Annotated in this window: 16 protein-coding genes; 10 read left to right on the top strand and 6 right to left on the bottom strand. The window is 66.5% G+C overall.

From position 1 onward, the window contains the following. Positions 1 to 7 precede the first annotated feature (7 nt). From N4261_RS22510 to N4261_RS22555, 10 genes are all read left to right on the top strand, one after another. Positions 8 to 874 (top strand): energy transducer TonB, encoded by an 867-nt coding sequence (locus tag N4261_RS22510; protein WP_261757482.1) that lies wholly within the window; start codon positions 8 to 10, stop codon positions 872 to 874. Positions 875 to 925: 51 nt separating this feature from the next. Beyond that, on the top strand, positions 926 to 1804 hold the full coding sequence (aroE, locus tag N4261_RS22515) for a shikimate dehydrogenase (RefSeq protein ID WP_261757483.1): 879 nt from the start codon (positions 926 to 928) through the stop codon (positions 1802 to 1804). Then, a complete protein-coding gene (locus N4261_RS22520) occupies positions 1801 to 2577 on the top strand; it encodes a transglycosylase domain-containing protein (protein ID WP_261757484.1) in 777 nt (258 codons plus the stop codon). Before aroE ends, N4261_RS22520 begins: the two co-directional genes overlap by 4 nt. Then, the gene (locus tag N4261_RS22525; RefSeq protein ID WP_261757485.1) at positions 2574 to 3164 is read left to right on the top strand and encodes a hypothetical protein; all 591 of its coding nucleotides are present in this window, start codon (positions 2574 to 2576) and stop codon (positions 3162 to 3164) included. Before N4261_RS22520 ends, N4261_RS22525 begins: the two co-directional genes overlap by 4 nt. Next, the gene (locus N4261_RS22530) at positions 3164 to 3739 is read left to right on the top strand and encodes a TlpA family protein disulfide reductase (RefSeq protein ID WP_261757487.1); all 576 of its coding nucleotides are present in this window, start codon (positions 3164 to 3166) and stop codon (positions 3737 to 3739) included. The genes N4261_RS22525 and N4261_RS22530 overlap by 1 nt, the downstream gene beginning before the upstream one ends. A 325-nt stretch (positions 3740 to 4064) precedes the next feature. Then, positions 4065 to 4505, top strand: a complete 441-nt coding sequence (gene aroQ / locus N4261_RS22535; RefSeq protein ID WP_435531968.1) for a type II 3-dehydroquinate dehydratase — start codon at positions 4065 to 4067, stop codon at positions 4503 to 4505. 91 nt (positions 4506 to 4596) lie between these two features. Continuing rightward, entirely contained in the window at positions 4597 to 5061 is a 465-nt protein-coding gene (gene accB / locus N4261_RS22540; protein WP_261757488.1) for an acetyl-CoA carboxylase biotin carboxyl carrier protein, read from the top strand. A 110-nt stretch (positions 5062 to 5171) separates the two neighbouring features. Then, positions 5172 to 6521 (top strand): acetyl-CoA carboxylase biotin carboxylase subunit, encoded by a 1350-nt coding sequence (gene accC / locus N4261_RS22545; RefSeq protein WP_261757489.1) that lies wholly within the window; start codon positions 5172 to 5174, stop codon positions 6519 to 6521. Between the two features lie 137 nt (positions 6522 to 6658). Continuing rightward, entirely contained in the window at positions 6659 to 7567 is a 909-nt protein-coding gene (prmA, locus tag N4261_RS22550; RefSeq protein WP_261757490.1) for a 50S ribosomal protein L11 methyltransferase, read from the top strand. A 193-nt stretch (positions 7568 to 7760) separates the two neighbouring features. Beyond that, a complete protein-coding gene (locus tag N4261_RS22555) occupies positions 7761 to 9230 on the top strand; it encodes a zinc-ribbon and DUF3426 domain-containing protein (RefSeq protein WP_261757491.1) in 1470 nt (489 codons plus the stop codon). 255 nt (positions 9231 to 9485) lie between these two features. On the opposite strand, the gene N4261_RS22560 is transcribed toward N4261_RS22555, so the two are convergent. The 6 genes from N4261_RS22560 to N4261_RS22585 form a co-directional block, all read right to left on the bottom strand. Further along, positions 9486 to 10118 carry a histone gene (locus N4261_RS22560; protein WP_261757492.1) on the bottom strand — a complete coding sequence of 211 codons (633 nt, stop codon included), beginning with the start codon at positions 10116 to 10118 and terminating at the stop codon, positions 9486 to 9488. A gap of 1 nt (position 10119) precedes the next feature. After that, positions 10120 to 10278 carry a hypothetical protein gene (locus N4261_RS22565; protein ID WP_261757493.1) on the bottom strand — a complete coding sequence of 53 codons (159 nt, stop codon included), beginning with the start codon at positions 10276 to 10278 and terminating at the stop codon, positions 10120 to 10122. Positions 10279 to 10332: 54 nt separating this feature from the next. Further along, the gene (locus N4261_RS22570) at positions 10333 to 11505 is read right to left on the bottom strand and encodes a ribonucleotide-diphosphate reductase subunit beta (protein WP_261757494.1); all 1173 of its coding nucleotides are present in this window, start codon (positions 11503 to 11505) and stop codon (positions 10333 to 10335) included. 320 nt (positions 11506 to 11825) lie between these two features. Further along, positions 11826 to 14741: a ribonucleoside-diphosphate reductase subunit alpha gene (locus tag N4261_RS22575; RefSeq protein WP_261757495.1), complete on the bottom strand. Its 2916-nt coding sequence runs from the start codon at positions 14739 to 14741 to the stop codon at positions 11826 to 11828. Positions 14742 to 15322: 581 nt separating this feature from the next. Continuing rightward, a complete protein-coding gene (locus N4261_RS22580) occupies positions 15323 to 17029 on the bottom strand; it encodes a sigma-54-dependent transcriptional regulator (RefSeq protein ID WP_261757496.1) in 1707 nt (568 codons plus the stop codon). Further along, positions 17019 to 18719: a sensor histidine kinase gene (locus tag N4261_RS22585; RefSeq protein ID WP_261757497.1), complete on the bottom strand. Its 1701-nt coding sequence runs from the start codon at positions 18717 to 18719 to the stop codon at positions 17019 to 17021. The genes N4261_RS22580 and N4261_RS22585 overlap by 11 nt, the downstream gene beginning before the upstream one ends. Positions 18720 to 18722 lie beyond the last annotated feature (3 nt).

Here is an 18722-nt window from a genome sequence, read left to right on the forward strand (position 1 = left end):
TTCACACATGTTCAAGCTCAGCCCACTGCGCCCGCTGCATTACGCGCTGATCGTCTCGGCCGGGTTGCACCTGGGCCTGGGCGCGTTGAAGATCGTCGCGCCGGAACAGTTCGACCGGCTGTTCCAGGACAACGCCCTGGAGGTGGTGCTGGTCAATGCCCGCGGGCATGAGGCACCGACGCAGGCCCGGGCGCTGGCCCAGGCCAACCTGGCCGGCGGCGGCGAGCAGGAGGCCAAGGTGCGCGCCACCTCGCCGCTGCCGCCCTCGCCCAAGCTGGAAGCGGGCGACAGCACCGAGGTGCAGCACAGCCAGATCCAGAACCTGCAGCAGGCGCAGGAAGACCTGCTGACCCAGGTGCGCCGCGAACTGGCGCTGCTGCCCACACCCGATCCGCAGCGCGACAAGGGCACGCCCGAAGCGCGTCAGCAGGCCGAGCGCCGCCGCCAGCTGGTGCAGTTGCTCGCCGAGATCGAGAAGCGGGTCAATGAAGAGAATGCGCGCCCGCGCAAGCGCTATGTCAGCCCCGCGACCCGGGAAGTGGTCTATGCGCAGTATTACGACGCGCTGCGCCGGCGCATCGAATCGCGTGGCACCCGCGACTTCCCCACCTACCAAGGTCGCAAGCTCTACGGCGAGCTGACGATGAACATCCATGTCGACATGCGCGGCCGGGTGGTGGAAACCGACATCGTGCAGAGCTCCGGCAACAAGGTGCTGGACCGCCGTGCAATCGCCATCGTCCAGGCCAGTGCGCCGTTCGGCAACTTCACCCAGGCGATGCGCAAGGGCGCGGAAGTGCTGGTCATCACCTCGCGATTCCGCTTCACCCGCGAGGACGGCCTCGAGACCACACTGAGCGCGCAACCGTCCTGACGCGCGGCCCCGCGCCGCCGTCGCCCTGTCATCTGGAGGCAGCACGAGACCATGACCGCCGCGAATCCGTCCCCCATCGACCTGTATGTGGTCGCTGGCAATCCGGTCGGCCACAGCCGATCGCCCGAAATCCACGCCGCCTTCGCCAAGCAGACCGGCCAGTCGCTCCACTATGACCGGCTGCTCTGCCCGCTGGACGGCTTCGAGGCCTCGCTGCGCGCCTTTGTGGCCGGCGGCGGTCGCGGCTGCAACATCACCGTACCGTTCAAGTTCGAGGCTTTCCGCCTCGCCGCCCGTCACACGCCGCGCGCGTTGCTGGCCGGCGCGGTCAACACCATGCGCTTCGACGAAGGCGCCTGGCTGGGTGACAACACCGACGGCGCCGGCCTGGTGGCCGACATCGAACGCAATGCCAACCGCCCGCTGCGAGACCGGCGGGTGCTGCTGATCGGCGCCGGTGGCGCATCGGCCGGGGTGCTGGGCAGCCTGATCGTCGGTCGCCCGGCGGAGGTGCGAGTCGTCAATCGCAGCGCGGACAAGGCCATCGCCCTGATCGACACCCATCGCGACTGGGCCGCCCAGCACGGCGTGCGGCTGTCCGCCGCCGGATTGGACGAGGTGGGTGACGCCCATGATGTGGTGATCAATGGCACCAGCGCGTCGCTCAGCGGCGCGGGCGTGCCACTGCCCCCGCGCGACGCCCCGGTGCTGGCGCGCGGCGGGATCGCGGTCGACATGATGTACGGCCCCGCCGCGGCGGCTTTTCTGGACTGGGCACGCGCTCAGGCCGGCGACGGCGGCGAGATGCGCGACGGGCTGGGCATGCTGGTCGAGCAGGCGGCGGAAGCCTTCTTCCTGTGGCGCGGGGTGCGCCCCGACAGCGCCCGGGTGCTGGCCAACCTGCGGGCGGGCCGAGAGGCCGATGCATGAGACAGGCTCTGCGTCTGGTGCTGATGCTGGTCGTCAGCGTGGTCTGTCTGCAGATCTTCTTTGCGGCGCGCATCGCGCTGATGGGGGCCCTGCCGCCGCAGTCCACCAGTTTCCAGCGCAGCGAGGCGATGCGCCTGCTGCGCGAGAAGGGCGAGATCCTGTGGGCGCAGCATTGGGTCGATGACGACCAGATCAGCGTGCACCTCAAGCGCGCGGTGATCGCCAGTGAAGACGCCAGCTTCAACGAGCACAACGGCGTCGATTGGGATGCGCTGGAAAAGGCCTGGGAGCGCAATCAGAAGGAGCAGGAGCGGGTCGAGAAACGCATCCTGCGACTGGCGCAAGGCGAAAAACGCGCCGCACGGCCGGCGCAGGTCGCCTCGACCAAGCCGCCGCCGGTCGCCAAGATCGTCGGCGGATCCACCATCACCCAGCAACTGGCCAAGAACCTGTTTCTCAGCTCGGAACGCACCATGGTCCGCAAGGCCCAGGAGTTCGTGCTGACCTTCATGCTGGAAGCGCTGCTGGACAAGCGCCGGATCCTGGAGATCTATCTCAACAACGTCGAGTGGGGCGAAGGCATCTTCGGCGCCCAGGCGTCGGCCCGGCACTACTTCCGGGTGGACGCCTCGCGGCTCAGCCCCAATCAGGCCGCGCGCCTGGCGGTGATGCTGCCGGCGCCCAAGCGCTTCGAGAAACTCCCCCGCTCCGCCTACGTGAATGGCAGAGCGGGCACCATCGAGGCCCGCATGGGCGGGGTGGAGTTGCCATGAATTCCGAACTGAGCACCGAGATCGCCGCCACTGCGGCCCGGCTGATCGTCGAAGAAGGGCTGGAATACGGACCGGCCAAGCACCGCGCGCTCAAGGTGCTGGGTCTGCCCGGCCGCACCCAGCTGCCCGGCAATGACGAATTGGAAGACCAGGTCCGCGAATACCTCGCGATCTTCTGCGCCGACACCCAACCGGCGGAATTGCAGGCCTTGCGCGAACTGGCGGCCACCTGGATGGAGCGGCTGGCGGAGTTCCGCCCCCATCTGACCGGCGCGGTCTGGCGAGGCACGGCCACGCGGCTGTCCAACATTCACCTGCAGTTGTATTGCGATGACAGCAAATCCGCGGAGATTGCGCTGCTCAACCAACAAGTGGATTACGACGTGAGCCAAGCCCGCAATGCGCGCGGCGAGACGGTCGACCAACTGCTGATCGACGCGGTGTGCAAGCCGCTGAACGAGCGGGTCACCGTGGCGCTGACCATCCTGGACTACGACGACCAACGCGGTGCTCTCAAACCGGACGCCCGCGGACGCACCGAGCGCGGCGATCTGGCCGCGCTGCGTCAATTGATGAAGGAAGCCTGATGCAACGCAGACAACTGCTCACCCTGGCAGCGGCGGGCGGCGTCGCCGCCGCTGGAGGCGCCTATCTGTCACTCCGCCACCATGGCGATGGAACTGCGGAGAGGGCCGGTGGCGGCGCCGCCCAGTTGCCGCCGCTGGATCAGTTGTCCGCTGAAGCGCAGCTGTTCTGGCGCGCCAGTTTCGATGCGCTGGATCAGCAGCCCTATCCTGCGGCCGCCCTCCGGGGCCGCCCGCTGCTGCTCAATTTCTGGGCGACTTGGTGCGCCCCCTGCATCAAGGAATTGCCGGAGATCAATCAGTTTCACGACGAGTTCAGTGCCAAAGGCTGGCAAGTACTCGGTTTGGCGGTGGACGCGCCGACGCCGGTCAAGGGCTTCCTGGCCAAGCTGCCGCTGAAGTTCCCGGTGGCCCTGGCTGGTTTGACGGGCACCGACCTGTCCAAGCAGCTCGGCAATCAGAAGGGCGGACTTCCCTTTACCGTCGCCTTCAATGCGCAAGGCGAACCGATCTGGCGAAAACTGGGCGCCACCCATCTGGAAGAACTTCGTCAGATGGCCGCTGGCGCCAAGACCTGACGCCTTGTTTCCGAGCGGATGCGCGCCGGAGCGCGCATCGACCGTCGTCGACCTCATCCGCCCCTCCCTGAATGTCACCGTCTGCGGATTCAGGCGGTTTGATTCGAGCCCGACTCGGTGGCTCGGTCCGGGTCCGCCCCTACGCTTGCTACCCCAAATAGGCTGACAATTAGCCATGCCGCCGGTGGCTTGTCTTAGCGAGCCGGTCCCGGCCGGTCAAGCCTTTTATTTTTGGATAGCTGCCGGGATCTGGGGACAAAGGGCGTAAAGTTCAGCCTTTTACGCTTCTAGTGTCTTCGCTCTAATTGGCCAGGACCGGTCGCTGATGCAGATTCTTGTTGTTCACGGCCCCAACCTCAACCTCCTCGGTTCCCGAGAACCTGAGGTCTATGGTGCGCACACTTTGGCGCAGATCGATGCCGATCTCAGCCAGAAGGCGCGTGATGCCGGCGCTCAGCTCGAAAGCTTCCAGAGCAACCATGAAGGTGCGCTGGTCGACCGCATTCAGGCGGCAGGTCGCGACGGTACTCGCTTCATCATCATCAATCCGGCGGCCTACACCCACACCAGCGTCGCGATCCGCGATGCGCTGGCGGCGGTGGCGCTGCCTTTTGTTGAGGTGCATCTGTCCAATATCCATCGACGAGAGTCCTTCCGGCATCACAGCTACATGTCGGAACTCGCCGTGGGCGTGATCTGCGGCCTGGGCCCCTTGGGCTACACGCTGGCCTTGCAGTACGCGCTGAGCCGCCGCGACGTGCTCTAGCTCTCTGTCCATCCGATCGACGCAGATAGATCCCGATAGCGGTCCGCCGGACACCGGACGGCCATACAAACTTCCCCGTTGGAGAACCCTTATGGATTTGCGCAAGCTCAAGACCCTGATCGACCTCGTGTCCGAGTCGAACATTTCTGAACTTGAAATCACCGAAGCCGATGGCAAGGTGCGCATCGTCAAGTCCGATGGTCAGCCCGTCGTGGCCGCCATGCCGCTGATGCAGCAGCCGCAACCGCAGGTCGCCGCTCAAGCGGCTGCCCCGGTGGCCGCCGCCGCGCCGGCCGCCGCCCCGGCTCCGGCAGCCGAAACCGGCCACATCGTGAAGTCCCCGATGGTCGGCACCTTCTACCGCGCCTCCAGCCCCAACGCCAAGCCGTTCGCCGAAGTCGGCCAACAGGTCAAGGAAGGCGACGCGATCTGCATCATCGAAGCGATGAAGATCATGAACGAGATCGAAGCCGACAAGACCGGCACCATCGTCAAGGTGCTGGCCGAGAACGGCCAACCGGTGGAATTCGGCCAGCCGCTGATCGTCATCGAGTAAGTCGCCGCGATGTTCAGAACCCTCCTGACGGCCGGCCGAAGCCACAGGGCCGCAGGCCCTGCGCTGGCGCCGCCGTGCGCGGCCCGTCAGGGCGATTGAGCCGAGACACCATGTTCAAAAAGATCCTAATTGCCAATCGAGGCGAAATCGCCCTTCGCATCCAGCGCGCCTGTCGCGAGCTGGGCGTGAAGTCGGTGGTCGTCTACTCCGAGGCAGACCGCGACGCCAAATATGTGAAGTTGGCCGATGAAGCCGTCTGCATCGGGCCGGCACCTTCCGCACAGAGCTACCTCAGCATGCCGGCGATCATCGCCACCGCCGAGGTGACCGATGCCGAGGCGATTCACCCCGGCTACGGTTTCCTGAGCGAGAACGCCGACTTCGCCGAGCGGGTGGAGCGCAGCGGATTCACCTTCATCGGCCCGACCCCGGAAAACATCCGGACCATGGGCGACAAGGTCGCCGCCAAGCAGGCCATGATCAAGGCGGGCGTGCCGTGCGTGCCCGGCTCCGAGGGCGCGTTGCCCGACGACCCGAAGGAGATCGTCCGCATCGCCCGCGCAGTGGGCTATCCGGTGATCATCAAGGCCGCCGGTGGCGGCGGCGGTCGCGGCATGCGCGTGGTGCACACCGAGGCCGCGCTGGTCAACGCGGTGCAGACCACCAAGGCCGAAGCCGCGGCAGCCTTCGGCAATCCGCAGGTCTACATGGAGAAGTTCCTGGAGCATCCGCGCCATGTGGAGATCCAGGTGCTGGCCGATGGCCAGAAGAACGCCGTCTGGCTGGGCGAGCGCGACTGCTCCATGCAGCGCCGCCACCAGAAGATCATCGAGGAAGCACCGGCGCCGGGCATTCCGCGGCGCCTGATCGAGCGGGTTGGCGACCGCTGCGCCGCCGCCTGCAAGAAAATGGGCTACCGCGGCGCGGGCACCTTCGAGTTCCTCTACGAGAACGGCGAGTTCTACTTCATCGAGATGAACACCCGCGTGCAGGTGGAGCATCCGGTGACCGAGATGGTGACCGGCATCGACATCGTGCAGATGCAGATCCGCATCGCCGCCGGCGAGAAGCTGCCCTTCACCCAGCGCAACATCACGATGCGTGGGCACTCGATCGAATGCCGCATCAATGCGGAAGATCCGGTCAAGTTCATCCCGTCCCCGGGCCGCATCACGATGTGGCACCCGCCCGGCGGCCCCGGCGTGCGGGTGGACTCGCATGCCTACACCAACTACTTCGTGCCGCCCAACTACGACTCGATGATCGGCAAGATCATCGTGCACGGCGACACCCGTGAGCAGGCCTTGGCCCGCATGCGGATCGCGCTGTCGGAAACGGTGGTCGAAGGCATCCAGACCAACATCCCGCTGCACCGCGAGCTGATGGCCGACGCCAAGTTCATCGAAGGCGGCACCGACATCCATTACCTCGAGCAGTGGATGGCGGCCCATAAGCGCTGACGGGCGCGAGACCTCACGCACGGGTCGAGACTCGACCCCCATCGCACACGCCCCGCCCGGCGTGCGCGCCCAGCGGCCAAGCGGCGCCCCTTCCACGGCGCAGCTTGGTCCTTTTGTCTTTTAAACAGGTAGTAGAAATGTCCGACGCCTTGCTTCACGAACTGGTGCTGATCTGTCGCGAGGAAGCCGTCGAGACCGTCAGCGATGCGCTGATGGAGATGGAGTCGCTGGCCGTGTCCGTCGAGGATGCGGATGCCGACACGCCGGCGGAACACGCCCTGTTCGGCGAACCCGGCATGCCGGCGCCGAAGCCGGGTTGGGAGCGCTCGGTGGTGAAGGCGCTCTTCGCAACCGAAGCCGACGCCACCGAGGCGGCCACGCTGCTGCTCGCCCAGGACTGGGCGGCCGATGTGCATGTGCAGACCATCCAGACCGTGGCCGAGCAGGACTGGGTGCGCCTGACCCAATCGCAGTTCACGCCGGTGCAGATCACGCCGTCGTTCTGGATCGTGCCGTCCTGGCATGAAGCGCCGCCCCAGGCGACCCAGGTCATGCGTCTGGATCCCGGCCTGGCCTTCGGCACCGGCACCCATCCCACCACCCGGATGTGCCTGCGCTGGATCGCCCATCATGGGACGGAGGCGGCGGGCTGGCAGCGCGTCCTGGACTACGGTTGCGGCTCCGGCATCCTGGCCATCGCCACCGGCTTGTTCGGCGCCACCGGCATTGACGCGGTCGACATCGATCCCGCCGCCGTGCAGGCCACGGCACAGAACGCCAAGGACAACGGCGTGACGCTCAGCCCCGCGCTGCCCGATGCCGCCCAAGGCGAGTACCCGGTCGTGCTGGCCAACATCCTGGCGACGCCGCTGAAGCTCCTTGCGCCGCTGCTGTGCAGCCACCTCGCCCCGGGCGGTCACCTGGTGCTCGCCGGCATCCTGGAACGCCAGGCGGACGAACTCAAGGCCGCCTACGCACCGCATGTCGCTCTCGAGGTGGCAGATGCCGAAGACGGCTGGATCCTGATGACCGCACGCCGCGCCTGATGCCCCGCCGCGATCACTCGTGCGCCCCCGCGTTCGAGTGGCGCTTCCGACACGTTCCCGTAGGATGGGGACTTTCATGCCGATGAACAGGGCGGTTCCCAGCATCTTGCGCTCCGCTGCCCGGTGGTGACCGAGTGTCAACATCGCCTCCCGCGCGGCAAGGACTGACCCTGTTTCTGGCATCATTCCGGCCATGAATCTCGCGACCCGCTGCACCACCTGCGGCACCATCTTCCGGGTGGTGCAGGACCAGCTGCGCGTGTCCGAAGGCTGGGTGCGCTGCGGTCGCTGCGCAGAAGTGTTCGACGCACGCGAACAGCTGTTCGATCTCGAGCGGGACAGCCCGCCGCCCTGGCCCCCGCAAAGCGCGGCCCCGACCGCCGCAGCGGCCCGCCCGACCCAGACCGTTCCCCCACCGCCCACACCCCAGCCGCCACCGCAGGCGGCGCCTGCGCGCGCCGCCGTGCCGGCCCCGCCCTATCAGCCGTACCAGGGCGACTTCCGGCCCAGCCAGGCCGGCGCCTTGACGGCGCGGGAAGCGGACGCCCCGGTGCCTCGCCCGGCCGCACCGAAGCCGGTGGCGCCGACCGAGCGCTTCGCGCCGCCGATGTCACCACCGGCGATGGCACCGCGGGCCTCGACCTTCAGTCCGTCGTCCTTCATGCCGGCCGCGCCCGACACGCAGCCGCCTGCCTTCGAGAGCTCCTGGCTGGCCAATGACGACGATGAGCTGAACCCCTTCGCGCCGCCTCGCCATTACAGCCACGAGGATGACTCGGAGCTGCCCACGCCCGAGGTCTTCGAAGCGCGGCGGGAGCCCTTCTTCGACACCCCAACGCCAGCGCCGGCACCCGATCCGCGATCGCATCTGCCCGAACCCAAGGGCATGCGCTTCGAGGAAGACGAACTGCCGCCGCCGATCCCCGACGATGAGCGGCCCGATGTGCTGCTGGCGCTGAGCCCGGCCACAGCGGCTCAACTGCATTCGCAGGAGCCGAGCTTCGATCCCTCACCCGCGGCGGCAGAGCCGGTACCAGCACCTGCTGAGCCACCGGCAGAAGACACCAAGGCCGCCAAGAAGGCGCGCAAGAAGGCGAAACGGACCGAGGAGGCGCAAGCCGACGCGCCCATGGCCACGCCAGCGGCCATGCCCAACTTCCTGCGCCAGGCCGAATCGGCACAGCGCTGGCATCGACCGGCCGTGCGCATTGCGCTGGGCACGGTCGCGACGCTGCTGGGACTTAGCCTGGTCGGGCAAGGCGTCTGGCACTCGCGCGAGGCGATCGCGGCGCAGTATCCGGGCGTGCGACCCACCCTGGTCACGGTCGCCCGCGCCATGGGTCAGGAGCTGCGGCCCTGGCAGCACATCGAAGCCTTGAGCGTCGAGAGCAGCAGCCTCAATCCCGCCGGCGGCGGCGACAACCACTACCGGCTGAGCCTGAGCCTGCGCAATCGCAGCAACTGGGATGTGGCGCAACCGTGGGTGGACCTCAGCCTGACCGATGCGGCGGGCCAGTTGGTCGTGCGGCGCATGCTCTCGCCGGCCGAGTTGCAGGCCACCAAGCCGGCCATGTCCGCCGGCACCGACCAGCAGGCGCAAGTCGTCTTCGACAGCGGCGCCCTGAAGATCAGCGGCTATACCGTCGAGCTGTTCTACCCCTGATCGTCCCGGGCCGATCACGGCGGCCCCAGAGAGATCGGCAGACATTCTCAGAAGAGCCCCTCAGAAGAAGCCCTCAGAGGAGATCCTCGAAGATTCTCGGAGATCCGTCCCCCGTCGACAGGAGGGTCGACGTCACCGATCACGCGCCCAAGAAAAAACCCGGCTTTCGCCGGGTTTGAGGCATCTGGCCGAGGCCGGATGCAAGCTCGATCCGCAGAGCCGGATGCAGCGCACCCGGCTCCTGGATCACATCGCTCAGGGCTTGTTGCCCGTCGGGAACGGCCAGGCGGCTTGCGGGCTCAGCGCGGTCTTGGCAGCCGGGGCAGGCGCTGCAGCAGCAGGCTTGGCGGCAGGCGCAGGCTTGGCAGCAGGCGCAGGCTTGGCGGCAGCCTTCTTCGGGGCGGCCTTCTTGGCGGCCGGCTTCGCAGCGGGCTTGGCGGCAGCGGCAGGCTTGGCTGCAGCCTTCTTGGCAGCAGCGGGCTTCGCAGCCTTGGCAACAGCCTTGACGGGCGGCTTCTTGGCGGCAGAGGCCTTCTTCGCAGGCGCAGCAGCCTTCTTGGCCGGAGCGGCCTTCTTGGCGGCCACAACCTTCTTCGCCGGAGCAGCCTTCTTCGCAGCAGCGACCTTCTTGGCCGGAACAGCCTTCTTGGCGGCCACAACCTTCTTCGCCGGAGCAGCCTTCTTCGCAGCCGCAGCCTTCTTGGCCGGAGCAGCCTTCTTGGCGGCCACAACCTTCTTCGCCGGAGCAGCCTTCTTGGCCGGAGCGGCCTTCTTGGCGGCCGGCTTCTTCGCGGCGGCGACCTTCTTGGCCGGAGCGGCCTTCTTCACAGCGGCGGCCTTCTTGGCCGGGGCCTTCTTGGCCGGAGCGGCCTTCTTCGCAGTTGCCATTTCAGTTCTCCTTGATCAAGTAGAAAAATCCCTGCCCGACATCAACCGGTTGATGACAGTGCAGGTATTCACCACCCACGAGTCGCGGGAGTTGCGCCGCGGTGCGGTGAATCAGGGTGCGATGCATCGCCGCCGCTTCTGCGTCGGTCGGTGGATGCATCGCCAAGCTTGATCTCATCAGCAAACAACACTCCGAGGGTCGCTCCGGTCCTGGTCAATCCCAGGACAGGGCGCCGCCCGATTGGTATTCGATGACTCGCGTCTCGAAGAAGTTGCGTTCCTTCTTCAAGTCGATCATTTCGCTCATCCAGGGGAAGGGGTTCTCTTCGTTCGGGAACAGCGCCTCCAGACCGATCTGGGTGGCGCGACGGTTCGCGATGTAACGCAGATAGCCCTTGAACATCGCCGCATTCAGACCCAGCACGCCGCGCGGCATGGTGTCTTCGGCATAGCGATATTCGAGTTCGACCGCTTGCTGGAACAGGTCCTTGATCTCGACGCGGAATTCCGGCGTCCAGAGATGAGGATTCTCCAGCTTGATCTGGTTGATCAGGTCGATGCCGAAATTGCAGTGCATCGACTCGTCGCGCAGGATGTACTGGTACTGCTCGGCCGCGCCGGTCATCTTGTTCTGACGACCCAGCGCCAGGATCTGGGTGAAGCCGACGTAGAAGAACAAACCTTCCATCAGGCAGGCGAAGACGATCAGCGACTTCAGCAGCGTCTGGTCGTTCTCCGGCGTGCCCGTGACGAAGTTGGGGTCCATGATCGCGTCGATGAACGGGATCAGGAATTCGTCCTTGTCGCGGATCGACTTCACCTCGTGATAGGCGTTGAAGATTTCGCTCTCGTCCAAACCCAGCGACTCGACGATGTATTGGTAGGCGTGGGTGTGGATCGCTTCTTCGAAAGCCTGGCGCAGCAGGAACTGGCGGGCTTCGGGCGCGGTGATGTGGCGGTAGGTGCCCAGCACGATGTTGTTGGCCGCCAGCGAATCCGCGGTGACGAAGAAGCCGAGGTTGCGCTTGATGACGCGGCGCTCATCCTCGGTCAGACCGTTCGGGTCCTTCCACAGCGCGATGTCGCGGGACATGTTCACTTCCTGCGGCATCCAGTGATTCGCGCAGGTGGCCAGATACTTTTCCCAGGCCCACTTGTACTTGAAGGGGACGAGCTGGTTGACGTCGGTCTGGCCGTTGATGATGCGTTTGTCCGCGACGTTCACACGACGCGCGCTCGGTGCTTGCGCGCTGGGGTCAGCGGCAGTGGCGGATGCGGCAGCGGTGGCGACGCCTTCACGCGCAACCGATGCGGTCGCTGCGTTGATCGATGCGCCGGCATTCAGCGCGCTGCTCGTGGGTTTACGGTCTTCTTCCCAAACCAACATGGTGGTCTTCCTATGGTCGCGGATTATCGGAGTGTTGTGTTCAAACACAAAGGACTTCTTGACTTCGGCGCCGCTTCGCTGTTGCTGGTCCGCATCGAATATCGATGCGACGACCCCTCGCCAACTGCGTTCGCTCACCCCCTGATCAAGCGTTCATCGATCATTCACCGCCGTCATGCAACGGCCGAGAACATCGATGAACACTCGCATCGCGAGGATTCGACCGGTGCGCCGACACACGTTGACACGTGCGATGCACCGGTCGTTCCGCAAGGCTTGCGGCAGCGAATGCCGCCGCGCGCCTTGCGGGGTTCACATCCTCACTGGCAGGCTTCGCAGCCCGGGTCGTCGATGGCGCAGAACTTCACATCGGTGGCCGGCGTGTCGTCGTTCACCGCCACGTCGGCGGCTGCGGCAGCCGCGATCGGCGCGGCGGCGGCCTGGTAGCTGCCACCCGCGGAGCTGCTCACCGAGTTGAGCTGACCGGCGTTCTGCACCGTGCTCTTCTCGGCATGCGTCGCACCCATCGTGCGGAGGTAGTAGGTGGTCTTCAGGCCACGCTGCCACGCCAGCTTGTAGGTCTCGTCCAGGCGCTTGCCCGAGGCACCGGCCATGTAGATGTTCAGGCTCTGGGCCTGGTCGATCCACTTCTGGCGACGGGCCGCGGCTTCCACCAGCCAGACCGGATCGATCTCGAAGGCAGTCGCATAGAGCTGCTTGAGCTCTTCGGGCACCCGGTCGATGCGGCGCAGCGAGCCGTCGAAGTGCTTCAGGTCCATGACCATCACGTCGTCCCACAGGCCCAGCGCCTTCAGGTCGCGGACCAGGCATTCATTCACCACGGTGAACTCGCCCGACAGGTTGGACTTGACCGACAGGTTGCCGAAGCAGGGTTCGATCGAGGCATCCACGCCGATGATGTTGGAGATGGTCGCGGTCGGCGCGATGGCCACGCAGTTGCTGTTGCGCATGCCGTCGCGGGCGATCTTGGCGCGCAGCGAATCCCAGTCCAGCGTCGACGAGCGGTCCACATCCACATAACCACCGCGGGCTTCGGCCAGCAGGTCCAGGGAGTCGATCGGCAGGATGCCGCGGTCCCACAGCGAGCCACGATAGCTGCTGTAGCGTCCGCGCTCGGCGGCCAGGTCGGTCGAGGCCCAGTAGGCGTGGTAGCAGACCGCTTCCATCGAACGGTCGGCGAATTGGACCGCCGCGTCGGAGGCGTACGGCACCCGCAGCTGGTACAGCGCGTCCTGGAAGCCCATGATGCCCAGGCCGACCGGACGGTGGCGCAGGTTGGAGTCACGGGCCTTCTTGACGGCGTAGTAGTTGATGTCGATGACGTTGTCGAGCATGCGCATCGCCGTCGACACCGTCTTCTTCAGCTTCTCCTGGTCGATGGCGCCGTCCTTCAGATGGCGCGACAGGTTCACCGAGCCCAGGTTGCAGACCGCGATTTCGTTGTCGTTGGTGTTGAGCGTGATCTCGGTGCACAGGTTGGACGAGTGCACCACGCCCACATGCTGCTGCGGCGAACGCACATTGCAGGCGTCCTTGAACGTGATCCAGGGATGGCCGGTCTCGAACAGCATGGTCAGCATCTTGCGCCACAGGTCGCGGGCCGGCATGCGCTTGTAGAGCTTGATTTCGCCGCGGTCGGCCTTGGCCTCGTAGGCGGTGTAGGCCACTTCGAACGGCTTGCCGAACAGGTCGTGCAGGTCCGGGCAGGTGGACGGGCTGAACAGGGTCCAGTCGCCACCGTCGATCACTCGGCGCATGAACAGGTCGGGAATCCAGTTCGCCGTGTTCATGTCGTGGGTGCGGCGACGGTCGTCACCGGTGTTCTTGCGCAGCTCCAGGAACTCTTCGATGTCCAGGTGCCACGTTTCCAGATAGGCGCAGACGGCGCCCTTGCGCTTGCCGCCCTGGTTCACCGCGACGGCGGTGTCGTTGACCACCTTCAGGAAAGGCACCACACCCTGGCTCTTGCCGTTGGTGCCCTTGATGTGCGAGCCCAGCGCGCGGACAGGGGTCCAGTCATTGCCCAGGCCGCCGGCGAACTTCGACAGCAGCGCGTTTTCCTTCAGCGCTTCATAAATACCGTCCAGGTCGTCGGCCACCGTCGTCAGGTAGCAGCTCGACAGCTGCGAACGGCGGGTCCCGGCGTTGAAAAGGGTCGGGGTGGAGCTCATGAAGTCGAAGCTCGACAGGACTTCGTAGAACTCGATCGCGCGGGCTTCGCGGTCGATCTCGTTCAGCGCCAGGCCCATGGCCACGCGCATGAAGAAGGCTTGCGGCAGCTCGATGCGGGTGCCGTCCACATGCAGGAAGTAGCGGTCGAACAGGGTCTGCAGGCCGAGGTAGTCGAACTGGAAGTCGCGGTCGGCCTTCAGGGCGGCGCCCAGGCGGGCCAGGTCGTACTGCTGCAGCTTTTCGTCCAGCAGCTCAGCCTGCACACCCTTCTTGATGAAGCCGGGGAAGTACTCGGCATAACGCGTGACCATGTCGGCCTGGGTGACTTCTTCGCCCAGGATCTCGCGGCGGATGGTGTGCATCAGCAGGCGAGCGGTGGCGCGGGTGTAGCCGGGATCCTTTTCGATCAGCGTGCGGGCGGCCAGGATGGCGGCCTTGTAGACCTCGTCGATCGGCACGCCGTCATACAGGTTGCGCTTGGTCTCGGACAGGATCGGGTCCGGCTTGACGTCGGCGCCCAGGCCTTCGCAGCTGGAGACGATCAGGGCCGACAACTTGGCCAGGTCCAGCGGCACGCGCACGCCGTTCTCGATCACCGAGATGCCGGACTCCAGCACCGCCGCCTGCTCCACCTCGCCCTGGCGATGGCGCTCCTGTGCCCGACGCTCGCGGTACAGCACATAGGCGCGCGCCACTTCATGGTGACCGCCGCGCATCAGCGCCAGCTCGACATGGTCTTGCACGTCCTCGATGTGGAAGGTGCCGCCACCCGGACGCGAGCGCAGCAGCGCACGCACCACCGAGTCGGTCAGGGCATCCACCGTCTCCCGCACGCTGGCCGAGGCCGCGCCGCTGGTGCCGTGCACCGCGAGGAAGGCTTTCATCATCGCCACGGCGACCTTGCTGGGCTCGAAGTGCACCACCGCGCCATTGCGGCGAATGATCTGGTGCGACGGATAGCTGCCCGAAACGGGAGCGGCGGACTCGCGATGAGCCTGAGCCAAGCCCGCTTCAGCGGTCGGTGTGACGGCGACTGTCTGCATGGGATCCTCGTGATGTTCTGGTTCGAAAAAACAAAAAGCGACGCCTAGCCCGGTGAGTTCACCGGGTCCGGCGTGTTTGATTTGGGGTGCTTGGACGGCGCTTCCTGGAGGCCTGACGAACAAGCTGCCACACAGCTTCGCGCGGGGGCGCCAAGGGGCTGTGCGGAGCTGCGAGGGAAGCATTCATCGCCGTTTTGCGAAGCCATCAGGATAGCATGCAGAACACTATATCTAGGGGTCGCAGCACCTTCAAGCAACTACCGCTAGCGTCAGACCCTCTTGACTCCCATCAATCCCAGCGCTAGCTGCAAGGCCTGTCCCCGGCATCCCTGATGGATTCGCATATCGCCTTCGCCAGCCCAGGATTGGCGCGGGCTGGCGCCCCGAACCCGCGCGAAATGCCCGCCGTTGCTGCGCTTTCAACGGCGTCGATTTGATGACGAAAGACGGCGGTGTCGCTGGAGATCAGGACAACCCCCAAGTGAGGGCCTACAACGGGTGCGGAGATGGGGCGCCGCAGCGGCCGCTATGCGCGCACAAAAAGAAAAAAGAAAGACCGATGACGGTGCGAACGTCGCCCGTCAGGCCTCTTCGCCACCCAGCGAAATCTCCAGCCGGGCCATGCGGTAGCGCATCTGCCGCAGCGACAGACCCAGGCTGGCGCCGGCGGCGGTGCGGTTGTTGCGATGCTGTTCCAGCGCACGCAGGAGGATGCGGCGCTCCACATCGTCCAGATAGACCGCCAGATCGGTGGGCAGCGGCGCGGAGCCGGTGACCTCGGGCGGCATGGCCACCACCTCGACCGCATCGGCGACATCGAAGGGGATGTCCACCCCTTCCGGGCCGCCCAACAGGCTGTCGGGCAGGCCGAGGTCAGCCACGTCGATGCCGTCGCCGCCGGACAGCGCCAGCGCGCGATGGAGCAGGTTCTCCAGCTCGCGCACATTGCCGGGGAAGCTGTAGCGCGCCAGCGCGGCCAACGCGGCGGGCGTCAGTTGCGGCACCGGCTCCACGCCCGCGTCGCCGGCGATGCGCGACAGTACACGGGCGCTGATCGGTACCAGGTCCTCCATGCGCTCGCGCAGCGGCGGCACACGGATCTGGATGACATTGAGCCGGTAATACAAGTCCTGGCGGAAACGTCCGGCCGCGACTTCAGCCGCCAGATCCTTGTGGGTGGCGCTGAGCAGCCGCACATTCACCGGCATTTCAGCGACCGCGCCGACCGGCCGCACCGAGCGTTCCTGCAGCGCGCGCAGCAGCTTGGACTGCATGGCCAGCGGCAGGTCACCGATTTCATCCAGGAACAGGGTGCCGCCGTGCGCGGCTTGGAAGAAGCCCTCGCGGTCTTCGGTGGCGCCGGTGAAAGCGCCCTTGCGATAACCGAAGAACTCGGCTTCCAGCAACTGCTCCGGGATGGCACCGCAGTTCACCGCGACGAACGGCTGCGGCCGGCGCGCGCTCACATCATGGATGGCGCGCGCCACCAGTTCCTTGCCGGTGCCCGACTCGCCATTGAGCAGCACCGGCGCCATGCTGCGCGCCACCTTCTCGATCAGTTCGCGCACTTGGCGCATCGCCACCGAGTCACCGACCAGCCGCTCCAGCGCGGAGGTCGAACCGGTCAGCGGCGGCTTCGCCCGCGTAGCCGCTGGCTTGCGCACGGCGGCTGCGGAAGGCTCGGTGGCGGTCGGCGCGCTCGCCGGCGGCGGCGAGGTCTGCGTCAGCGGCGGCATCACCGGATCGCGCAGCGAGGCGGGACCGTCGGCATCGGAGGCGCCATCGCGAAAGGCATCCTTCACCGCGCCCGTTCCGGGCATGGAGACCGGTGGGGCCGCCTTGGCCTGCTCGCGCGCGACGTTCGCCGCCGCACTGGCGGCACTGCCGGACGGTCGGACGGCCATTTCTTCGGCACGGGTGACGCGGCCCAGCGCCGAAGCCACCACCATCCGGAACTGGCGCAGGTCCACCGGCTTGGTCAGGTAATCAAAGGCGCCGGCCTTCAGCGCTTCCACCGCGTTCTCCGGCGAGCCGTAAGCGGTGATCACGACCGCACGCTCGGTCCGACCATGCTGTTCCAGCCAGCGCAGCAGGTCCAGGCCGTTGCCGTCGGGCAGGCGCATGTCGGTGATGACCGCGTCGTAGCGACGCGAGCCCAGCAGCTCCAGCGCATCTTCCACGGTGCCGGCGCTGTCCAGGGTGTAGCCCTCGCGCAGCAGCGTCATCTCATACAGGGTGCGCAGGTCGGGCTCGTCGTCGACGACCAGCAATCGGGGATCAGCGCTCATGGGCAACTTCGTGGACGGGTGAGGAGGCGAGGCGGGGCAGCAGCAGGCGGAATTCGTTCAGCGCGTCGGGATCATGACGGCGGTAGTCGATCCGTCCGCCGTAACGCTCGCAAAGCTCACGGCAAATGTACAGGCCGAGACCGGTGCCCCGGCTGCGGGTCGAGAAGAAGGGCTCGAAAAGATGGCGCTCCACCTCGGCCGGAATCGGATCGCCGTGGCTCAGCACCGACAACCGGACCCAGTCGGTGCCACGCTCCACCAGTTGGACCCGCAAACTGCCGGGACCGGGCTTCGAATGGCGCAGGCCGTTGTCCAGCAGATTGATCAGCACCCGCCGCAGATGTTCGGGATCGAAGCCGATGACCGCCTGATCATGGTCGCGATCGATCTCGATGCGCAGCGGACTGGCATCACCCACGGGCAGGCGCTGGGTGGATGCCCAGTCGGCACAGTATTCGCGCACCAGCGGCGCGACCGCCAGGGCCAGCGGCACCGGCGCAATGCCGGGGGCGACCTCCATGACATCGTCGACGATGCGTTTGAGCCGCTCCACATTGGAGGCCACCATGCGGGTCAACTGCTCCAGCCGCGGCTGATCGGCGCAGTCTTCTGCCAGCAACGCATTGGCTTGCGAAATGGCGGTCAGCGGATTGCGGATCTCATGCGCGATGCCGGCGGACACCCGCCCCATTGCCGCCAGCTTCTCCTGCCGATTGCGGGCCTCGAGGTGGCGGTTGTCTTCCATGAACAGCACGCACAGGTCGTCCCCGTCGAGCGGCCGCATGGTGAAGCGCATGCGCACCCGCAGCGAGCGTTGCGAGCCGCGGCCGAAGTCCAGCAGCAGGTCGCGGCCGGCATCGGGCCAGTGCTGCTCGGCAAAGGCCTGCTCCAGAGCGCGCAGAAGCGGCGCCCAGGCCGGTGTGGTGTCCAGCCGGAACGGTCCCGGCCGCAGGGTGGCGCCCTCGGCCAGCAGCCCGCGCGCCGCCGGATTGGCGGTGCGCACCAGGCCGCGTCGGTCGGCCACCATCACGCCTTCATCCATTTCCTCGATGACCAGGCGGTTCAGGTCGGTCTGCTGACGTGCGTATTCCAGGCTGCCGCGGGCGGCGCGCTCTTCGCGGGCCAGCCGGCTGGACAGCTCATTGGCCAGCAGGGTCACCACAAACAGGCCGACACCGACCAGCCCCGCCTGGCTGATCCGAAGACCGCCCTCCAGCCCGAGCATCACCGACCACATCGCCACGCCCAGCAGCACCAGGCTGCACAGCGCCGCACTGGCCAGGGCCCGCAAGCGCGGCAGCAGCGCGCCAGCCATCAACGCCGGCATGAAGAACAGCGCGGAATAGCTCAGACCGCCCGGGTCCAGCAATTGCAGCAGGCTGAACAGCACCAGGTCGACGCCGATGCTGATAAGAATCTGACGCACGCTCAGGTTCAGCCGGTCCTTGGGCGGCGGCCAGGCCCCGCCACCGAACCAGCGGGGCAGCATCCAGGCCAGCACAGCCTGCACGCCGTACAGCAGCGACAGCCAGGCGGCCCAGGAACTCGGCCGCGCGCCCATCAGGCTGGCGAGCGATTGGGTGACCAGCAGGGCCAGGCCCAATGCCGCCCGCGCGCTCATGAAGGCGCGGTACAAACGCTGGACGGTGCTCACGCCCAGGGCGCTGCGGGGATGGGACGAATCCGGCATGCG

Source organism: Roseateles amylovorans, assembly GCF_025398155.2.
Taxonomy (GTDB): Bacteria; Pseudomonadota; Gammaproteobacteria; order Burkholderiales; family Burkholderiaceae_C; genus Roseateles; species Roseateles amylovorans.

Bases quoted from the DNA above. Each gene is read 5' to 3' on its own strand.
- N4261_RS22510 (WP_261757482.1), top strand. From the start codon at position 8: ATGTTCAAGCTCAGCCCACTGCGCCCGCTGCATTACGCGCTGATCGTC.
- aroE (WP_261757483.1), top strand. From the start codon at position 926: ATGACCGCCGCGAATCCGTCCCCCATCGACCTGTATGTGGTCGCTGGC.
- N4261_RS22520 (WP_261757484.1), top strand. From the start codon at position 1,801: ATGAGACAGGCTCTGCGTCTGGTGCTGATGCTGGTCGTCAGCGTGGTC.
- N4261_RS22525 (WP_261757485.1), top strand. From the start codon at position 2,574: ATGAATTCCGAACTGAGCACCGAGATCGCCGCCACTGCGGCCCGGCTG.
- N4261_RS22530 (WP_261757487.1), top strand. From the start codon at position 3,164: ATGCAACGCAGACAACTGCTCACCCTGGCAGCGGCGGGCGGCGTCGCC.
- aroQ (WP_435531968.1), top strand. From the start codon at position 4,065: ATGCAGATTCTTGTTGTTCACGGCCCCAACCTCAACCTCCTCGGTTCC.
- accB (WP_261757488.1), top strand. From the start codon at position 4,597: ATGGATTTGCGCAAGCTCAAGACCCTGATCGACCTCGTGTCCGAGTCG.
- accC (WP_261757489.1), top strand. From the start codon at position 5,172: ATGTTCAAAAAGATCCTAATTGCCAATCGAGGCGAAATCGCCCTTCGC.
- prmA (WP_261757490.1), top strand. From the start codon at position 6,659: ATGTCCGACGCCTTGCTTCACGAACTGGTGCTGATCTGTCGCGAGGAA.
- N4261_RS22555 (WP_261757491.1), top strand. From the start codon at position 7,761: ATGAATCTCGCGACCCGCTGCACCACCTGCGGCACCATCTTCCGGGTG.
- N4261_RS22560 (WP_261757492.1), bottom strand. From the start codon at position 10,118: ATGGCAACTGCGAAGAAGGCCGCTCCGGCCAAGAAGGCCCCGGCCAAG.
- N4261_RS22565 (WP_261757493.1), bottom strand. From the start codon at position 10,278: ATGCATCCACCGACCGACGCAGAAGCGGCGGCGATGCATCGCACCCTG.
- N4261_RS22570 (WP_261757494.1), bottom strand. From the start codon at position 11,505: ATGTTGGTTTGGGAAGAAGACCGTAAACCCACGAGCAGCGCGCTGAAT.
- N4261_RS22575 (WP_261757495.1), bottom strand. From the start codon at position 14,741: ATGCAGACAGTCGCCGTCACACCGACCGCTGAAGCGGGCTTGGCTCAG.
- N4261_RS22580 (WP_261757496.1), bottom strand. From the start codon at position 17,029: ATGAGCGCTGATCCCCGATTGCTGGTCGTCGACGACGAGCCCGACCTG.
- N4261_RS22585 (WP_261757497.1), bottom strand. From the start codon at position 18,719: ATGCCGGATTCGTCCCATCCCCGCAGCGCCCTGGGCGTGAGCACCGTC.